15 protein-coding genes and 3 pseudogenes are annotated in these 17,109 nt (G+C 65.6%); 8 read left to right on the top strand and 10 right to left on the bottom strand.

Going from position 1 to position 17,109, the window contains the following annotated elements; genetic code table 11:
• Positions 1–4: 4 nt before the first annotated feature.
• Positions 5–226, top strand: coding sequence for a hypothetical protein (locus tag C7K55_RS00865; RefSeq protein WP_106501510.1), 222 nt, complete (start codon positions 5–7; stop codon positions 224–226).
• Here the strand turns inward: C7K55_RS00865 and C7K55_RS00860 are convergent.
• The 4 genes and pseudogenes from C7K55_RS00860 to C7K55_RS00850 all read right to left on the bottom strand — a co-directional run bounded on the left by C7K55_RS00860 (position 223) and on the right by C7K55_RS00850 (position 2,254).
• Positions 223–1,074 (bottom strand): acyl-CoA desaturase, encoded by an 852-nt coding sequence (locus C7K55_RS00860; RefSeq protein ID WP_106501509.1) that lies wholly within the window; start codon positions 1,072–1,074, stop codon positions 223–225. The genes C7K55_RS00865 and C7K55_RS00860 overlap by 4 nt on opposite strands.
• Positions 1,075–1,129: 55 nt before the next feature.
• On the bottom strand, positions 1,130–1,402 hold the full coding sequence (locus C7K55_RS00855) for a cell division protein SepF (RefSeq protein WP_106501508.1): 273 nt from the start codon (positions 1,400–1,402) through the stop codon (positions 1,130–1,132).
• Between the two features lie 95 nt (positions 1,403–1,497).
• Positions 1,498–1,750, bottom strand: a pseudogene (locus C7K55_RS13955) (hypothetical protein); the annotation flags it as partial.
• 51 nt (positions 1,751–1,801) lie between these two features.
• The gene (locus C7K55_RS00850; RefSeq protein ID WP_206603451.1) at positions 1,802–2,254 is read right to left on the bottom strand and encodes a helix-turn-helix transcriptional regulator; all 453 of its coding nucleotides are present in this window, start codon (positions 2,252–2,254) and stop codon (positions 1,802–1,804) included.
• 226 nt (positions 2,255–2,480) lie between these two features.
• Between C7K55_RS00850 and C7K55_RS00845 the strand changes: the two genes are divergently transcribed.
• Positions 2,481–3,462 (top strand): IS5 family transposase gene (locus C7K55_RS00845; RefSeq protein ID WP_241518073.1). Its coding sequence is split into 2 segments (ribosomal slippage): positions 2,481–3,005 and positions 3,007–3,462, totalling 981 coding nucleotides; the frame shifts between segments, so codons are not numbered across the junction.
• Between the two features lie 167 nt (positions 3,463–3,629).
• Here the strand turns inward: C7K55_RS00845 and C7K55_RS00840 are convergent.
• Positions 3,630–4,298: pseudogene (locus tag C7K55_RS00840) on the bottom strand (GDP-L-fucose synthase family protein); the annotation flags it as partial.
• A gap of 63 nt (positions 4,299–4,361) precedes the next feature.
• On the opposite strand from C7K55_RS00840, the gene C7K55_RS00835 reads away from it, so the two are divergent.
• Both C7K55_RS00835 and C7K55_RS00830 read left to right on the top strand, forming a co-directional pair.
• Complete coding sequence (locus tag C7K55_RS00835; RefSeq protein ID WP_106501506.1) at positions 4,362–4,640, top strand: type II toxin-antitoxin system Phd/YefM family antitoxin; 279 nt, start codon at positions 4,362–4,364, stop codon at positions 4,638–4,640.
• Between the two features lie 11 nt (positions 4,641–4,651).
• The gene (locus tag C7K55_RS00830) at positions 4,652–5,041 is read left to right on the top strand and encodes a type II toxin-antitoxin system VapC family toxin (protein ID WP_106501706.1); all 390 of its coding nucleotides are present in this window, start codon (positions 4,652–4,654) and stop codon (positions 5,039–5,041) included.
• A gap of 5 nt (positions 5,042–5,046) precedes the next feature.
• On the opposite strand, the pseudogene gmd reads toward C7K55_RS00830, so the two are convergent.
• Together gmd and C7K55_RS00820 are read right to left on the bottom strand one after the other, a co-directional pair.
• A pseudogene (gene gmd, locus C7K55_RS00825) lies at positions 5,047–6,207 on the bottom strand (GDP-mannose 4,6-dehydratase).
• Positions 6,208–6,217: 10 nt separating this feature from the next.
• Positions 6,218–7,561, bottom strand: a complete 1,344-nt coding sequence (locus C7K55_RS00820; RefSeq protein ID WP_106501505.1) for an exopolysaccharide biosynthesis polyprenyl glycosylphosphotransferase — start codon at positions 7,559–7,561, stop codon at positions 6,218–6,220.
• A 194-nt stretch (positions 7,562–7,755) separates the two neighbouring features.
• Here C7K55_RS00820 and C7K55_RS00815 point away from each other — a divergent pair, with 194 nt between their 5' ends.
• From C7K55_RS00815 to C7K55_RS00805, 3 genes are read left to right on the top strand one after another with little or no spacing between them, the layout of a single operon-like run.
• Positions 7,756–8,931 carry a polysaccharide biosynthesis/export family protein gene (locus C7K55_RS00815; protein WP_241518072.1) on the top strand — a complete coding sequence of 392 codons (1,176 nt, stop codon included), beginning with the start codon at positions 7,756–7,758 and terminating at the stop codon, positions 8,929–8,931.
• On the top strand, positions 8,931–10,697 hold the full coding sequence (locus tag C7K55_RS00810) for a GumC family protein (protein ID WP_106501503.1): 1,767 nt from the start codon (positions 8,931–8,933) through the stop codon (positions 10,695–10,697). The genes C7K55_RS00815 and C7K55_RS00810 overlap by 1 nt, the downstream gene beginning before the upstream one ends.
• A gap of 10 nt (positions 10,698–10,707) precedes the next feature.
• Positions 10,708–12,624 carry a hypothetical protein gene (locus C7K55_RS00805; RefSeq protein WP_106501502.1) on the top strand — a complete coding sequence of 639 codons (1,917 nt, stop codon included), beginning with the start codon at positions 10,708–10,710 and terminating at the stop codon, positions 12,622–12,624.
• Here C7K55_RS00805 and C7K55_RS00800 read toward each other — a convergent pair.
• Both C7K55_RS00800 and C7K55_RS00795 read right to left on the bottom strand, forming a co-directional pair.
• Positions 12,614–14,068, bottom strand: a complete 1,455-nt coding sequence (locus tag C7K55_RS00800) for a cytochrome P450 (protein ID WP_106501501.1) — start codon at positions 14,066–14,068, stop codon at positions 12,614–12,616. The two genes, C7K55_RS00805 and C7K55_RS00800, sit on opposite strands and share 11 nt — an antisense overlap.
• Entirely contained in the window at positions 14,065–15,246 is a 1,182-nt protein-coding gene (locus tag C7K55_RS00795) for an alpha/beta hydrolase family protein (protein ID WP_161956098.1), read from the bottom strand. Before C7K55_RS00795 ends, C7K55_RS00800 begins: the two co-directional genes overlap by 4 nt.
• On the opposite strand from C7K55_RS00795, the gene C7K55_RS00790 reads away from it, so the two are divergent.
• Positions 15,223–15,834 carry an SRPBCC family protein gene (locus C7K55_RS00790; RefSeq protein WP_161956097.1) on the top strand — a complete coding sequence of 204 codons (612 nt, stop codon included), beginning with the start codon at positions 15,223–15,225 and terminating at the stop codon, positions 15,832–15,834. The two genes, C7K55_RS00795 and C7K55_RS00790, sit on opposite strands and share 24 nt — an antisense overlap.
• 13 nt (positions 15,835–15,847) lie before the next feature.
• On the opposite strand, the gene C7K55_RS00785 is transcribed toward C7K55_RS00790, so the two are convergent.
• Positions 15,848–17,077 (bottom strand): glycosyltransferase family 2 protein, encoded by a 1,230-nt coding sequence (locus C7K55_RS00785; protein ID WP_161956096.1) that lies wholly within the window; start codon positions 17,075–17,077, stop codon positions 15,848–15,850.
• Between the last annotated feature and the right edge of the window lie 32 nt (positions 17,078–17,109).

Raw genomic sequence — 17,109 nt, 5'->3', positions numbered from 1 at the left:
GCCTATGGCTGATCCCATCGCTTCGGGTCGTTATCGCGTACGCGCTGCCGTAGAGCGCGAGCAAAGCGTGCCGCTGCAGGTGCAAGCAGCTCGCTTCAACACCAGAGACGACGCAGAAACCTTCGCCCATTTGGTAGCCCACGATCGGCACCAGAATGTGGTTGTGGAAAAGCTGGCTCCAGGAGGTTGCTGGCTGCAGTTGAGCCTTGTGGCCTGGGCTTTTTAGCTCTCAGCGCCGCGGGCAAGCAGGGCGTGATTACTGGGGATCCTTAGATCCCAGGCCCAGCCGCAACGCTCCAGCAGGCGGATAAAGCGGTAGGTGGGATCTGGCAATAGCCGCACTCGCCCTTGCCGCAGGGTGATTCCCTGACGCACCGAAGCTTGGAAAGCGTGGTGAAGATTGTGCCAGCCCTCGCCCAGGGTGATCACGGCCACAAACAAGTTGTTGCGGCTGGCATCTCCGGTGACGAAGGGCTGATCGCCTTGCAGATGGGCCAGGGAATTAACGCTGGCCACCCCGTGATAGAGCACAGTTGTGCTTAGGCAGAAGGCCGCCAGCCACGGCAGTCCGCCCAGCTGCCAAGACAGGCCGGCCAGCAGCAGCACGGGCACAAAATGGAGCCTGTCGATCAGGCGCAACACCGGATCGGCCTCCACATCGGCCGGCAGGGTTGTGGGGAAAAAACTTGAAGACAACAACCAACCAACCTGGGAGCGCCACAGGCCCCGCCATCCCGCTGAAGGAGCAAGGGGGGTGTGGGGGTCGGCGCAAGTGTCGACGTGGCGGTGATGGGTTTGGTGGTGGGCCTTCCACCAGCTAGGGCCCATCTGACCTGCCGAAGCCCCCACAAAGGCACCGATCCAGGCAACTGGACGGGGCGCCTTGTAGCTGGAATGGGTGATCAGGCGGTGATAGATGGCTGTGGTGGCCAGCATGCGCACCAAGTAGAGCCCCAAAGCCCAAAGGGCCGCACCGAGGCTGAGACCGGTCCAAAAGAGCAGCAGGCAGCCGAGGTGGGCCGCAATCGTCAGGACTGGCCCGATGGAGTACAGAAAGCGACGTAGACGGGGCACTCAGCCCACTCCCAGAATGGGTTTGAGCCTAGGAGGCAGAGCGGTGCAGCCTGAATCAAGGCGGTGCGGGATCCCGCCGCAAGGCCACCATCTCTGGGACGAAAACGAAGGTGAGCTCGTCGAGGCATTCGGCCTGTCCATCGATAGCGCTGACACCACCCGCCACAAAATCAATCAACCGCTGGGCCTCGCTGCGCTCCATCGCCCCGGCGTGCACCAGCACGGTCTTGCGCTCGCGCAGGTGGTGCACGATCCACTGCGCCTCCTCGAAGCGGGTGGGGTGAAACACCACCACTTCGGGCATCCATTCGTTGAATGGGCTGGGCATGCCTGGGGAAACCCCGCTGGCGGTGGGCACTCAACGTATGGGGCTATTGCTACATGTGCAAGGAGCGACCCCGCCAGGTCCAGCCCCGGCCGCGGCCCCAGCAGATAGCGCAGCCTGAAGCCCTGGCCCTTGATCGCCCGAGCCAGGGCGAGATCCTCCACCACTTCGCCGGCCACGGCAGCGTGGCCACCAATGGCTCTGTAGGCCTGGCTAACCCACCAGCCCTCATAGGAACTGGAGCAGCAAAGGGGGTCACGTCACCGCAAAGGCCAGGGGATCGCAGGGATCGTTAGCGCGCTCAATTGGAAAACCCAGTCCCAGCAAGCTGGCGATGATCGGCTGCACCAGCCCCCAGCCACTGGCCAGCGCGATCCAGATGGAGGCGGAAGGTCCCAGGATTCAGCAGCTCCGCTGTCGCAGCAAGCGATCAGCCTCGGCTCGGCGACAAACCCGACGAAAGGGTGCAAGGCCAATGCCGAACAACTCCTCAAACAGCCGATTGGCTGCCATCACCGAAGCCAGGCCACAGCGTTGCACCTGCTGATCAAGGGTGGTTTGCGGTTGGGCTGCGATGCCCTCAAATAGCCGGCTGAGTCGAATGTGCTGGAGCGTCTGAAACGGTGTCTTACCGCGGCAGTGGTCAAAGCAGAGATCGAGCCACTCAGCACTCACCCCGATCGAATCAGCCACCACCTCCAGCTCGATCTGCTCGGAAAAATGATGGGCGAAGTAGTGGGCAGCCCGAGTTACCACTTCAAGTTGCTGGGCAGGAACCACAGGAAGGCTGCGGCAGCGGCGCGGCGGGCCGTGAACAGCACTGCTGAGTGCCGCTTGTGGTGAAAGGGGCCGCATCGCAGTCCGGGAAGGTGATCACCTGCAAGACATCCAAGACGTCTCACCTCCCAACTGATAGCCCCACCGCAGCAATGGCTGCAATCGCAATCAACACCGTTTGGGCGATCTGTAGCAAGGCTGCACCTATCGCAATGATCGGCAGCACCCAGCTTTAGGGAGACTCTGGAAAACCCAGCCTATCTGCGCGAAAATGAGCCTGTAACCGCAGGCCAGGACTGGGTTGATGGGCGGCAAGCAGCTTGGCTTCTCGGATTACGAGCTCACAACAGCCAAGAAGCAGACCAAACGGGAGAAGTTTCTCTCTGAGATGGAGGTGGTAGTGCCGTGGCAGGCGCTGATCGACTTGATCGAGCCCCACTACCCAAAAGCGAGCAAGAAAGGCGGCAGGCCTCCCTACCCGCTGGCAACGATGCTTCGCATTCACCTACTGCAGCAGTGGTACTCCCTCAGTGACCCGGCCATGGAAGAGGCTCTGATCGAGGTGCCCACCATGCGCCGCTTTGCCGGCATCGAGCTGATCAGAGACCGGATCCCCGATGAGACCACAATCCTCACCTTCCGCCATCTGCTTGAGAAGCACGGGCTGGGCGAGCAGATCTTTGAGACCGTCAAAGCCCATCTCAGTGAGAAAGGCATGACGATGCGCCAGGGCACGATCGTCGATGCCACCTTGATTGCTGCGCCCAGCTCCACCAAGAACAAAGACGGAAAGCGGGATCCGGAGATGCACCAGACCAAGAAGGGCAATCCAGTGGTACTTCGGCATGAAAGTCCACGCCGGCGTGGACAAGGACTCAGGGCTGATCCATTCGGTCGTCGTCACCGCTGCCAACGTGCATGACCTCACCCCCGTCGCTGAGCTGATGCATGGAGAAGAGGAAGTGGTTTACGGCGACGCCGGCTACCAAGGCATCGCCAAAAGGCCTGAGATGGCAGGAAAGGCAATGGAATTCAGGGTGGCAATGCGACCCGGCAAACGCCGAGCCTTACCGGATACACCAGATGGAAAGCTGCAGGATCTGATCGAGACAGCCAAAGCTCACATCCGCTCCAAGGTTGAGCATCCTTTCCGGGTGATCAAGCAGCAGTTCGGCTTTCAGAAGACCCGCCTGCGCGGCCTCGTCAAAAATCGCTGCAAGATCAATGTGATGACAGCGCTGTCGAACCTGTTCCAGGCCCGACGACATTTACTTACGACAGTATGACCAGGGGCTTGGTGTGTCTGAACACCTTGATTCAGCCTCCAAAACCAGCCCAAAGTGGCTGAACAGGAGACCAAAAGTCCTCAGAAAACGGCCTCAGAGGCAATTCACGGCCAAAGGCACTCTTTCCTGCTCACTGCCGCTGCTCAAACCCCGTTTGTCCAGAGATTCCCTAGGTCATCCACATGCAGAAATTCCCGCAGCGGCGTGCCCGTGCCCCCACAGGTCACGCTCGGGGCGTTGGCTTCGGCCGCCTCATGAAAGCGCCGTATTAGGGCCGGCAGCACGTGGCTGTTGGTGGGTTGGTAGTTGTCTCCCGGCCCATACAGATTGGTGGGCATCAGACTGATGGCATCAAAGCCGTGCTGCCGGCCCAGCGCCTCACACAGCTTGATGCCGGTGATCTTGGCGATCGCGTACCACTCATTCGTGGGCTCCAGCGGCCCGGTGAGCAATGCTTCCTCGCGGATCGGATGCTCGGCAAACTTGGGGTAGATGCAGCTGCTGCCCAGAAACAGCAGGCGTCGCACGCCTGAGCTCCAGGCCGTTTCGATCACGTTGGTTTGGATCTTGAGGTTATCGAGCAGGAAATCAGCCGGGTAGCTGTTGTTGGCCTGGATCCCGCCCACCTTTGCCGCCGCCAGCACCACCACCGTGGAATGGTGCTCGGCGAACCAGCGCTGCACGGCCGGGCCATCTTCCAGATCAAGCTCTGCGCGGCTGGCCGTAAGCAGGTTGCTGTAGCCCGAGCTCTGCAGCGCCCGGCAGATGGCGCTGCCCGCCATGCCGCGGTGGCCGGCCACGAAGATGCGGTCTGCTGGGTTGATCAGGCAATCCATCAGCCGATGCCTCCCGCTTGGTCCACAAGTGGACTAAGTTGGTTTCCGATGGATCCGCACCCCATGACTGAACCCGGGCGCCCCCAGACGGTTGAACGTGTTGTGAATGTGCATGAGGCCAAAACCCACTTTTCACGCTTAATCGATGCCGCCCACGCCGGCGAAACGATCCTTGTGGCCAAAGGAGGCAAGCCCTGGGCGCGCTTGGTACCTCTCGAGCAGCCTCGCCCACGCCGCCAGGCCGGAGTCCTGGCTGGCAGCATCACGCTGCCAGCACCGGAGCTGCTTCTGGAACCTCTCCCGGAGGAGGAGCTTGCTGCCTTGGAGAAGCCTCTCCTCTGACCTTGCCCGTGATGACGCAGCTGTTGCTCGATACCCATGCTCTCCTGTGGTGGCTGGCTGAGCCGGATCGTCTCTCGCCTGCCGCCAACGCCGCCATCAGCGATCCCGCCAATTCGGTATATGTGAGCGCCGCCTCCGGTTGGGAGATCGCCACCAAGGTGCGCCTGGGCAAGCTGCCAGCGGCCAGGGAATTGCTCGATGATCTGCCCGGGTTGCTTGCAGCCCAAGGGTTCCAGCTGTTGCCGATCACCCTGCAACAGGGTCTGCATGCAGGCAGATACCCCATGCCCCATCGCGACCCCTTTGATCGTCTGCTGGCCGCCCAGGCTGAGCTGGCCAGGCTCACCCTGGTGACCGTGGATCAAGCGCTTCAGGCGTTCCCCTGCAGGCTTCTCTGGTAGCACCATCAGCCCTTCTCTCCAGCGGCCGCTACGGCAGAAGGATTGGTGGGCGGGTTCTCCATCGACCCCACCACCTTGAAGCCCTTGAGCCGCAGAATCGCTTCCTTGCGGGCCTCTTCGCGATCCGCAGCCACCATCTCGGCCACCAGTTCCTCAAGGGTGGTGGTGGGCGTCCAGCCCAGCTTTTCGTGGGCCTTACTGGGATCGCCGAGCAGGGTTTCCACCTCCGCCGGGCGGAAGTAGCGCGGGTCGATCCGCACCACCACCTCGCCGCTGCTGCGGCGGCCCACCTCGCTGGTGCCGGTTCCCTGCCACTCGATCGATCCCCAGCCCAGCTCGGCAGCCGCGAGCTCAATGCAGCGGCGCACCGATTCCTGACGACCCGTGGCAATCACGAAGTCTTCCGGGGGGCCCTCCTGCTGCAGCATCCGCCACTGCATCTCCACATAGTCGCGGGCGTGGCCCCAGTCGCGCAGTGAATCAAGGTTGCCCATGTAGAGGCACTCCTCCAATCCCTCATTGATGCGGGCCAGGCCGCGGGTGATCTTGCGCGTCACAAACGTTTCGCCGCGCCGCGGTGATTCGTGGTTGAACAAGATGCCGTTGCAGGCATACATGCCGTAGGCCTCGCGGTAATTCACCGTGATCCAGTAGGCGTAGAGCTTGGCCACCCCGTAGGGCGAGCGGGGATAAAAGGGCGTGGTTTCTTTCTGGGGGATCTCTTGCACCAGGCCGTAGAGCTCGGAGGTGCTGGATTGGTAGATCCGGGTTTTCTGGGTCAACCCCAGCATCCGCACCGCCTCGAGGATGCGCAGGGTGCCAAGCGCATCGCTGTTAGCCGTGTATTACGGCGCCTCGAAGCTCACCGCCACATGGCTCTGGGCGCCGAGGTTGTAGATCTAGTCGGGCTGCACCTGCTGGATGATCCGGATCAGGTTTGTGCTGTCCGTCAGATCCCCGTAGTGCAGCACCAGCCGCGGGTCGCTCTCATGGGGGTCCTGATACAGATGATCGATCCGGCTGGTGTTGAAGCTGCTGGCGCGGCGCTTGATGCCGTGCACCGCGTAGCCCTTCTCCAGCAGCAGCTCCGCTAAATAACTGCCGTCTTGCCCGGTAATGCCGGTGATCAGGGCGGTTTTGCTGTTGTGGGGCTGAGAAGTGGTCATCAAAGATGCATCACAGGGTCTGAGGGATAGCCCCTTGGGCGTTGAACACCAGCCGCATGGTTTTGAACAGGATCAGCAGATCCAGCCAGAAGGAGAAGTTGCGCAGGTAATAGAGGTCGTAGCTGAGCTTGTTGGCCGCATCTTCAACAGAGGCTCCGTAGGGGTAGTTCACCTGGGCCCAGCCGCTCAGGCCAGGCCGCATCCAATGGCGCAGGCGGTAGTGGGGGATCTGGCGCTCGAGCTCGGCTTCGAATTCGGGGCGCTCGGGCCGCGGGCCGATCAGGCTCATCTCGCCGGTGAGCACCGCCAACAACTGGGGCAGCTCATCGATGCGGGTGAGCCGCAGCACCCTGCCAATGCGGGTGATGCGGGAATCCCGCTGGCCCACCCACTGGGCTCCATGGCGCTCCGCATCCACCCGCATGCTGCGCAGCTTCCACACCCGATAGGGGTTGCCACCCAGGCCGCTGCGCAACTGGGAATAGAGCACCGGGCCCCTATCCTCCAGCCAGATCAGCAGGCAAGCCAGCCCGAGCAAGGGCAAAGCCAGCACCAGCAGCACGGCACTCAACAGCACATCTCCAAGGCGCTTGAGCCGCAACTGGATCGATCCCTGGGGAATGGTGAAGTCGCCGCGCAACAGATCGGCCGGATTCAGCAACTCCGGCGGAAACCGCTGCAACACCCTCTCCGACCACCCCAGCAGGCTGAGCACGGGCAGCCCACCATTTTGAAGCAGCAAGAGTTGCTGGAGCTGGTGAGAATCGAGAGCTTGGAAGTTAGCTACCACCACCCCGGAGGCTGAAGAAGCACTGTTGACCAGTGATGGGGAGTCGCAATGGCCCACGTCCACACGCAGCCGGCTCCAGGCCAGCTGGCGCTGTAGTTCGGAGGCCAAATCGGGAGACCCCAGCAGCAACCACTGGTGTGTCGCCTTTTGACCTCCCTGCACTATTGCCGCCAGCACGGCCTGGGACAGGGAGCTCAGCGCCGCAAAGCCCAGTAGCACCGGTAGCAGAAACCCACGCGAGTCTTCAGCGCCGAATGCCGTAGCCGTGAGCCAGTAATAGGCCAGATACAGGCCAATGCAGAGCAGCAGCGCGGCCAGGCTGCGGCTCAGTTGGTCGACTGCGCGGGCCCAGCTTGATTCGCGGTGGCTGTGATACCGGCCCAGCACATAACTGGCCAGCAACCACACCTCCAGCAACCAGGTGAGGGGAAGGGAAAAGCCCGGCCAGCTGTCAAATCGGCCATGAAAGGCCAGGGAATACAGCAGGGAAAACAGGGCACTGTCGATCAGCACCGCGATCAACAACCGCCTGCGTGAAATCAGCCAAGGAAATCGCAGAAACATGTCAGTTACCAGCGCACACCAACTCCCCGAACAACAACCGGGGACGGGAGCTGGGCTCAACCATCTCGCCAGATCGAGTCGACTATCTCATGGCTATACCCGGGCGGCTTCCAGCCGCCGCGAAAATCGTCTGCTACCCCCTGCTTGGCGGGAGCAGGCGGGTAAGTTCAATCCCAATGAACCAAAACGCGCGGTTGCGATCAACGCTTCTCCAGCTTGCGGGGGGCCTGGGTGCCGGGCTGCTGGCGGCATCCAGCGTTGCCGGCGCCCCGGAGCCTTTGCGGGCGGCTCCGGCGCCAGCACCGAGCGCCTCACCCAAGCCGCCTGCACCGGCTCCGGTGGTGGCTGGGAGCTACATCCTGGGCCCCGGCGACAGCCTCCAGGTGGAGCTGCTCGACATCCCCGAATATTCCGGCGTCTTCACCATCGGGCCCGACGGCACCCTCTACCTGCCCCGGTTGCGTTCCCTCTATGTGGAGGGGCTCACGGTGCCCGAGCTCAGCTGGTTTCTCACCGAGCAGTTCCGCGCCTACGTGCGCGATCCCCAGGTGTTCGTGAACCCCGTGGTGTTCCGGCCCGTGCGGGTGTATGTGGGTGGTGAGGTGGCTCGCCCTGGCTACTACTACCTTTCCGGTGAGCAGGCCCTGCCGGAGGCCTCCGGCGGCTTCACCCGCCTGCCCCAGGCCAGCCGCAGCGGCCGCTTAACCGCCCAGGTGGCCGAGGCCAACCCCCTGGTGGCCCCCCAGGTCAGCAACCGGCCGCTGCAGCTTCCCACCGTGTTTGATGCCCTGCGGGCCGGCGGCGGGGTGACCCCCTTCTCCAACCTGCAGGAGGTGAGCGTCACCCGGCGCCAGCCCCTCGGCAGCGGTGGCGGCAAGGTGCGGGCCAACCTCGATTTCCTCTCCCTGATCACCCAAGGCGATGAATCCCAGAACATTCGCCTGCTCGATGGCGACACCGTGGTGGTGGCCAAATCCTCCGTGGTGCTGCGTGAGCAGATCCTGAGGGCCGCCGAAACCAACCTCTCTCCTTACCAGTTTGAAGTGTTCGTGAGCGGCCGCGTCAAATCTCCGGGAGCGGTGGTGTTGCCCCAGGGCTCCAGCCTCAACCAGGCCCTGGTGGCGGCCGGAGGGCCGATGCTGCTGCGCGGCCGGGTGGAATTCGTGCGCTTCTACCGCGATGGCAGCACCGATCACCGCCAGTTTGGCTATTCCCCCGGCGCCCCGGCCGGCTCACCCAACAATCCGGTGCTGATGGCGGGTGATGTGGTGCGAGTCAACGACTCCCTGCTCTCCGCCGGTGTGGTGGTGCTGAACGAAGTAACTGGCCCCTTCCTCTCGGTGTATTCCCTCTACAGCATTCTCCAGTAGTGACCGAGTCTCGAGCCCTCCCCGTTCCCGCCGACGATGAAATCGACCTCGGTCAGCTGGCGGCAGCACTCCGCCGCCGCTGGCCCGTGCTGCTGGGCGGCATGGTGGCCGGTGGCCTGCTGGCGGCCCAGAGCACCGCCTTCACCAAACCCACCTGGGAGGCCGAATTTCAGATCGTGCTCTCCAACGAGCAAAGCAAGGGCTCGGGCCTGGCCGCCGCCCTTCTGAGCCAGAACGCCGGCTTGGCCAGCCTCCTGGGTGCCGGTGCCGGTAGCGGCGGGGCCGACCAGCAGGCCACCGAGGTGAAGATCCTCGAAAGCCCCTCGGTGCTGCTGCCGATCTACACCGCGGTGAAGGCCAGCAAACCCGTCAGCGACACCGCCGACTGGCGCTTTGACACCTGGGTGAAGGGTGCCGTGGAGGTGGAACCGGAAAAGGGCACCTCCGTGCTCACCGTGCGCTTCCGCGACACGGACCAGGCCCTGGTGCTGCCAATCAGCCGCCGTATTTCCCAGGCCTACCAGACCTATTCAGGCCGCTCCCGCAGCCGCGAGATCCGCCAGCTCGAGGCCTACCTGGACGCCCAGATCGCCCAGCTCAGGCCCCGTTCGGAAGCCGCCACCCGGGCGGCCCAGAGCTATGCCGCCGACCACTCTCTGTCGGTGGCCGATGGCCTGCCGCTCAGCGGCAGCCTCAAGGCGGCTGGTGGTGTTGATCCCGAGCAGGAGGGCCGCAGCATCGACATCGAAGGGGGCGCCAACCTGGAGGCGCGTCGCACGGCCCTGCAACAACGCCTCAATGCCCTGGAGGTGCAGATCAGCCAGGCCCGCAAGGCTGGTGCCCAGGTGCTCTACATCGCTTCCGAAACCGCCGCCCGCACCGACAAGGGCTCCAGCTTCGACCAACTCACCCTGGTGGAGACCGAGCTGGCCGAAAAGCGCTCCCGCCTGCGGCCCAACGACCCGATCGTGCAGCGGCTGGAGCGCGAACGCCAGAGCCTGATCCTGTACATCAACCAGCAGACCATTGCCCTGCTGGAAGGGGAGATCATCCTCAACCAGGCGAATCTCCAGTCTCTGGAAAGGCCGAAGGCGGTTGTGCTCCGCCACCGCGAGCTCACCCAGAAGGCCCTGCGCCTAGAGGCCACCCTGGTGGAGTTGGAGAACAACCGCGCCAAATTCCAGTTGGAGAAGGCCCGCCAGACCGACCCGTGGGAGTTGATTTCCACCCCCACCCTGCTCGACAAACCCGTGGCCCCACGCCCGGCCCGCAACCTGGCCCTGGGCCTGCTGGCTGGCCTGGTGCTCGGTAGCGGCGCCGCCCTGGTGGTGGATCGCCGCACCGATCTGGTGTTTGCCAGCGATGAGCTGCGTGGCCTGCTGCCCTACCCCCTGCTGGCGGAGCTCCGCAACTCCTCCGATCCCAGCCTCACCCTGCTGGCCCAGGGGCCCCTGGCCGGGGCGCCCCAGGTGGCCCTGGTGCCCGTGGGCGCCATCCCCGAGGGCCCAGCCATCGCCAAGGCCCTCCAGGCCGCCCTGCAGCAGCAGGATCCAGCCGCCCAGGTGCTACTCACTACAGATCTTGCCGTTGCTGGCCGCTGCCAGGTGCAGTTGCTAATCACGGCACCGGGTGCCGCCAGCCGCCGCGGTTTGCGCAAGCTGCAGCAGGATCTCCAGCTCCAGGGCCACCCCGTGGCGGGCCTTTTGCTGGTTTTGCCCGAGCCCACCCCCGAGGCAGAGCCCAATTTCGAAGTCGATGCGGCCTGATCGGCGTCGGATGACCCCTGCAGCGGCCGCCCTGATCGGTTTCGGGCTGACTGCCGCCGCAGGCGCCCAACCGGTACTGTGGCAGCCCCTGCCGCCTGCAACCGGTGCCCCACCGGCAGCGGTGCAGTTTGTACCGCTGGATCCTGCCGGCCCTGCCACCAGCCTCGAAACGGGTGGGCCTGCCGTGGTGTGGACCCCCGTCGATGAAGGCCCCACCACCACCACTGCCCAGCCCAGCTGGGTGGTAGTGCAACCAGGCGCCCCAGCTGCTGCTGAGACCGCCACCCAGCTGCCGCCCGCCAGCTACGCCGAAGCGGAGGCCCGCCTGGCCGAGCTGATCCCCACCTGGGACGACTACCCAACCCTGCTGCGCCTGGGTCAGCTGCCCACCGCCGTGCTCCCCCCCGAGGGCGGCGACCAGGTGAACTTCCAGCAGGTGAGCCCGGGCGATGGCGGCGCCGCCGGGGGCTCCGGCAACCAGAACTACGGCTTCCGCGCCGACCTAGTGGTGAACCGCAACCTGATGCTCAGCGGCTACTACACCTACGCCGACGACCCCCTCTTCACGCCGATCCCCAGCCGGCCCTCCCAGCCCGCCAACCTCTGGACCATCTACGGCGGCAGCCTCCGCGCCCGCCTGGCCGGTAGCAACAAGTGGCAACTTGCCGCCGAGGGGGCCCTGGAGCTCTTCACCGTGGGCAGCGGCTGCGGCGGCCCTGTGAGCTGCGATGACGCCGGCACAGCCAACATCTTCAACAACTCCGGCCAGAAGGTGTTCACCCGCAACTGGGTGGGTGCCCTCTCCCTGCCGCTCTCCTGGCAGGCCAACCGCAACCTGCAGCTCTCCTTTGTGCCGGCGGTGAGCTTTTTGCCTGGCAGTCAGGGGGCCGACCAGGGCGGCGCCGGTGATTTTTACGGCACCAACGTCAGCCTCGGGGTGGGCGCCAACTACCGCATCGGCAACCAGGTGCAGCTGTTTGGCTCGGCCATGGTGCCCCTGGGCCCGGGCAACAACGCCTTCGATGGCGATCTGGTGTATTCACGCGTGCCGATCCTGAGCCTCGGCACCCGCATCGCCGTCAACCCCCGCATTGGTCTGGAGGCTAGCGTCACAAATGGCTTTGGCCTCAGCCCGGCCACCGCCATCCTGGCCCTGCCCAGCGCGCCCAACGAGCCCATGCTCAGCGCCCGCTTTGCCTGGACGCCCGGCGCCCCCGACTCCCCCAGCCCCCGCTACACGGCCCGCCAGGCCTCCCTGGCCCTCGGTGGCCTGTTCGTCAACACCGCCCTCACCCCCGCCAACGGCACCACGCAAATATGGCTAAACGGGGATAGCCGCGGCAACCTCTTCGCCGGCAGCGGCTATTCGGTGTCCAACGACTTCCAGTTCCAGCTGGCGGCCGGCATGTTCAACGGCATCGAGCCCCGCAACAGCTTCGTGAACACCTTCGCCAGCGATGGCGGCCTCAACCTGCGCTTCGGTGGCAAGGCGATGGTGTTCCGGCCCAGCAAATCCCTGCCGGTTTGGGCCGCCGGCCGCATCAGCCTCGGCCGCAACGAAGACGCCAGCAGCAAGCAGGGCTACCTGTTCTTTGAAACCATGAACACCTGGGAGGCCACCCCCACCCTGGCCTTCAACCTCAACCCGAAACTGGCCTGGAATGGCGCCGGCACCAGCTGGGGCGTGGGCCTGGGGGCCAACCTCCAGCTGGGCAAGCGCTTCCAGCTGATCCCCGAATTGAATCTGGTGGCCACCGATCTGGGCGGCGGCAATGGCACCAACGGCAGCCTGGCCCTGCGCTGGCTGGCTTCGCCTTCCACCATCGTGGACGTCTACGTGTCGAACGCCGCCGGCCTCTACGACCTCGGCCAGCTACTCGGCAACGACCAAGTGCGCGTCGGGGCCCGGCTCGGCTTCAGCTTCTGAGGCGCAGCAGGCGCACCCGGATGCCATTGCGAGAGCGCAGGGTGAGCCGCGCCACCAGCTCCGGCTCGTGCTCCGGATCCGGCAGCACCTCAAAGCGGCGCACCAGCTCCGCCAGCACCAGCAGGGCCTCCTGCTGGGCAAACGCCGCCCCCGGGCACTTGCGCGGCCCCAGGCCGTAGGGCAGAAAAGCATCACGGGCCCAACGCCGATCGTCTGCATTGGCATCACTCAGGAAGCGCTCGGGCCTAAAGGCGTTGGGATCGCTCCAGTGCTGCTCGTGGCGCTGGACTACCCAGGGAGACAGCGTCACAAGGGCGCGCATCGGGCAGCGGCTACCTGCCAGCTCGGTGTTGGCCTGAGACTCGCGGATAAAGAAGCTCACCGGCGGGTATAGCCGCAGGGTTTCGTTGAAAATCGCGGCCCCGTAAGAGAGCTGGCGCAGATCATCAAAGCCCAGCGTCCGATCCGGCGCGCCGGCCCGGGAGCCAAGCGCCTGCAGCACCTCAGCGCGCAGGCGCTGCTGCACCTCGGGGAAACAGCCCAGCAAATACACCGCCATCCCCAGGGAACTGGCGGAGGTTTCGTGGCCCGCCAGAAACAGGAAGCACACCTGATCCACCAGACCATCACGGCTGAAGCGGGCGCCGCTCTGGGGATCGCGGGCCTCGATCAGGGCCTGCAGCAGGTCTTGAGGGCTAGAGCGCTCTGAGCTGTCGTCACCGGTGTCGAGTCGGGCCTCGATGGCGGCGGCGATCCAGGCGCGGATCGGGGCGGCATGGGTGGCCAGGTAGCCCTGCAGCCGGCGGCGCGGCAACCGCAGAAAGCGCAGCATCAGGGCCCGGCCCGCCCGTTTCTGGTAGCGGGCAAACGCCGCAAAGATCGCCTCAGCCTCGGCCCCCTCCAGCGGCCGCGACAGGATCGTGCGCACGATCACATCGGCCGTCACCAGCGTCATCTCGGCGTCTGCATCAACGGGGCAGCCATCAATGGAGCCGCCATCACCCGTGCAGCCATCCACCTGGGCCTCCAGCCGCTCCATCAGGGCTTCCACGGCCCCCTCCATCTGGGGCAACACCCGCTGCAGCTGGGCTACCTGGAAGGCCTGGTCCACCAGCCGCCGCTGCTGGGCCCACTCCTCACCGTTCACCGAGAAGATCGCCCGGCCGATAAGCGGCTCCAGGATCCACAAGGTGTAGGGGTGCTTGGGGAAGGCCTCCACCTCGCTCACCATCACCTGGCGCACCGCCGCCGGGTCATTCACCAGCAGCAGGTTCAGCCCCATAAACCGCAGCGCCCCCACAGGGATGCGGAAGTCCCATTCGTTCAGCAGGCCAAACCAGGAATACAGGCCGCGTCGGATGCGGCGCAGAAAATTCGGTGTGTAGGGCTCTGGCAGCGGATAAATCGGTTCTTTCGCCTCCGGCGAGGTGGGGGGATTGGTCATGGCGCCAGCAACTCCTCGATCAGGTCGAAGCCGCCGCTGCGCTCCGGCGGCGCCGTGCGCAAATATTCGAAGTGCAGATCAAACTGGTGGCTGAGCAGCTCCCCAAGGCTGGTGAGCCCCTGGCGCTGGGCCAGCGGGATCAGCCGCAGCTCCGGATAGGACCCAGCCCCCGGGCGGTGCACCCCACAGCTCTGGTAGGGATCCACCGCCGCAAAGCAGAGGTAGTCGTCGCGGGAGGTGATGTCGAGCCAAGGCAGCCGCGGCTCCTGGGCCAGCAAGGCCAGGTCGGCGTGGAAGCCGCGGGCCTTGCCGTGCACCGCCAGGTTGGCCAGGTTCTGGCCCAGGCTGAGCAACCGCAGCCGCCCGGCCAGCTGCTGGTCGGCGCCCTGGCGCCGCAACTCGGCCGCCAGCATCGTCATCACAAACGAGCCGCTGCTGTGGCCTGTTAGCCACACTTGGTCTGCCGGGTCCTGCTGCTCGAGGCTGAGGATCCGCTCGGCCAGCTCGGCCACCCGCCCCCGCAGATCGCCATCGCGGGCCTGGCCGAGCCGGTGGGTGAAGCGGATCGAGCGGAACAGCCAAACCACACCTACCTGGTTAGCCAGACGCCAGGCCAGCATCAGCTGACCCAGCACCAGCAGGGCTCCGATCGCTCCAAGCAGCCAGCCACCGATGCCCAGCAGCTGCAGGGGCCAGAGCAGCACAGCTGTGACCGCCGCGGTGGCGATCAGCGAACCGGCGGTGAACAGCACCGGGTAGAGGCCACACAGCGCCACCCGCCCCGACATTCGGGCGATGCGCAGCACGCCGGCCTGGCCCACATACCAGCCAGCGAAGGAGAGCACCGCCGCCAGCATCCGCAGCGGGCTCCGGGGCCAATGGGCCCGGGCGATGTCATCCCAGTGGAGGAAACAGAAATCAAGGCCCAAGGCGCCGTCCTCGCGCACCTGCCAGCGGCTCAGCAACCGGTCGACCTGCTGGCCGCGACGGTGGCCCACCTGCAGCCGCCGGCCGCTGCGGCGCTTGAGCTGGCGCACCTGCTCGCTGAACAGGCGGTAATAGAAGCTGGCGCCGCGGGGATCAAAACCGCTGAAGAAATAGACACGACGCCGCGGTTGGTACTGATCGACAATGAAGTGATCCGCCTGGACACCGTGCTGGTCTTCCGCCTGCTGCAACGACGCAATCTCCCCGGCACGCTGGCGCTTGTTGCCACCTTACAGGCGCTGCCAGGGGCGGTCCTACCGGCTGCCGCTGCCGTGCCTCCGGCACCCGTGCGGCTGGCCGCCGCCAGCCCCGCCCCTGGCCGCGTCAACCTGCAGGGCAAGCAGGGGCGCTACACCGCCTCGGTGCAGGTGCCGGTGTCGGCCCAGAAGGCCTGGAACGTACTCACCAACTACGAGTCGATGGCCGGTGTCATGCCGGACATCCAACAGGCCAAGGTGGTGAGCCGCTCGGGCCGCAGCCTGGAGCTAGCCCAGATCTACCAAGCCCCCTATACCTTCGGCCAGCGCATCAAGGCGCTGCTGCGTGTGCAGGAAACGGCCCCCAGCCAGATGAGCTATGAGCTGATCAGCGGCGACCGCATCAAGAAGCTGCAGGGCACCTGGACGATCACCCCCGTCAAGGGCGGCGTGATCGTGAAACACCAGATCGAGGTGGTGCCCGAGATTCCCGGCTTCCTGATCGGCTCGTATTACGACCTCACCGAAGCCAACCTGCGCCAGTCGATGCAGATCCTCGCCAAGCTCATGCTGAAGGGCTAAAGCCGCGCCAGGGCTAACCCTCCAGCCACTCCACGCCGCGGCCCCGCACGCGGTAGTGGACCCCGCGCCACTCCACCCGCCGGGCCAAGGCCGCCCGCAGGGTTGCCAGCCCATAGACCCACTGGGTGAGAGGCAACCAGCGCAGCAACCGCCAAGCATGGGCGAGATTCGGAGGAGGCAGGCGGCCACCCAGGGGCTGCAGGGCACGGGCGGCCACCGCTTCGATCAGCAGCAGCAGCGCCACACAACCCAGCTCGTAGCCGATCAGCGCCGCCAGCAGCAGGCCCGCTTCGGCCAGCCGTCCCACAAGCAACGCCGCTAGCAACGACAGCAACGCCACAAGCACCAGCAGGGCGCTGCCCAGGCCGTGCAGGGCCACCAGGGGCCAGGCCGAGTGGTGCAGCCGCGCCGTCAACAGCTGGCGGCTGATCCAGCGCCGCAGCGGCCGCAGGGCGATGCCGTCGTCGCGGTCGAGGGCGATCAGCTCCGGCCGAAACTGGTAGCGCCAACCGCAGCGGGCCAGCGGGGCGGACAGGGCGGTGTCCTCGCAGAGGCTGGTAGCCAGCAGCTCCCGCCAGCCGCTCGGCTCGATCAGCTGGCGGCGCACCGCCAGCGATCCCCCCCAGGGGATGCCCAGCAGGGTCATCAGCACCAGGGCGCCGCCATTCCAGATCGCCCGCACCAGCCCGGGGCCACTGCCCTGCTCCGGGGCATACCAACGGTTGCCAGACACCGCCCCGACGCCATCCGGGCCGCAGCCCGCCGCCAGGGCCGCCAGCCAACCGGGCGCCACCACCGCATCGGCATCCACCAGGGCCACCAGCTCGGTGGCGGCATCCAGCTCGCCGAAGGCCTGGCGCAGCGAGGCGCTTTTGAGCGAACCCTGGGCCGGCCGTGCCGCCAGGGGGGTGAGCCGGGCCGCCTGCCAGCCAGCCTGGCCCGCCGCCTCCAGCCGGGCGATCGTTTGCTGGGCCATGGGCCAGGCCGGATCCTGGCGGGAATCGACCACCACCAACAGTCGCCAGGGGCCCGGGTAGGTCTGCCCCGCCAGAGCCATGAGAGCATCAGCCAGGCTGGGGTCGGCTCCCCGCAGGCACAACACCACTTCGGCCGCCGGCGCTGGCTGGGCCAGGCCGGGGAGCCGCCGCAGCCGCCGCCGCACCACCACCGCGAAGGCGAGCGTGAGCAGCAGCTGCAAGCCGAGGGTGGCCAGCAGGGCGCCGGCTAGAAGCGCTGCGATCACAGGCAATTGATCACTGGAAACTGATCACTGAG

It is taken from the genome of Cyanobium usitatum str. Tous (genome assembly GCF_003011885.1).
GTDB lineage: Bacteria > Cyanobacteriota > Cyanobacteriia > PCC-6307 > Cyanobiaceae > Cyanobium_A > Cyanobium_A usitatum.
Note: the sequence above shows the minus strand (reverse complement) of the source record. Positions and strands in the feature narration are given on the sequence as shown.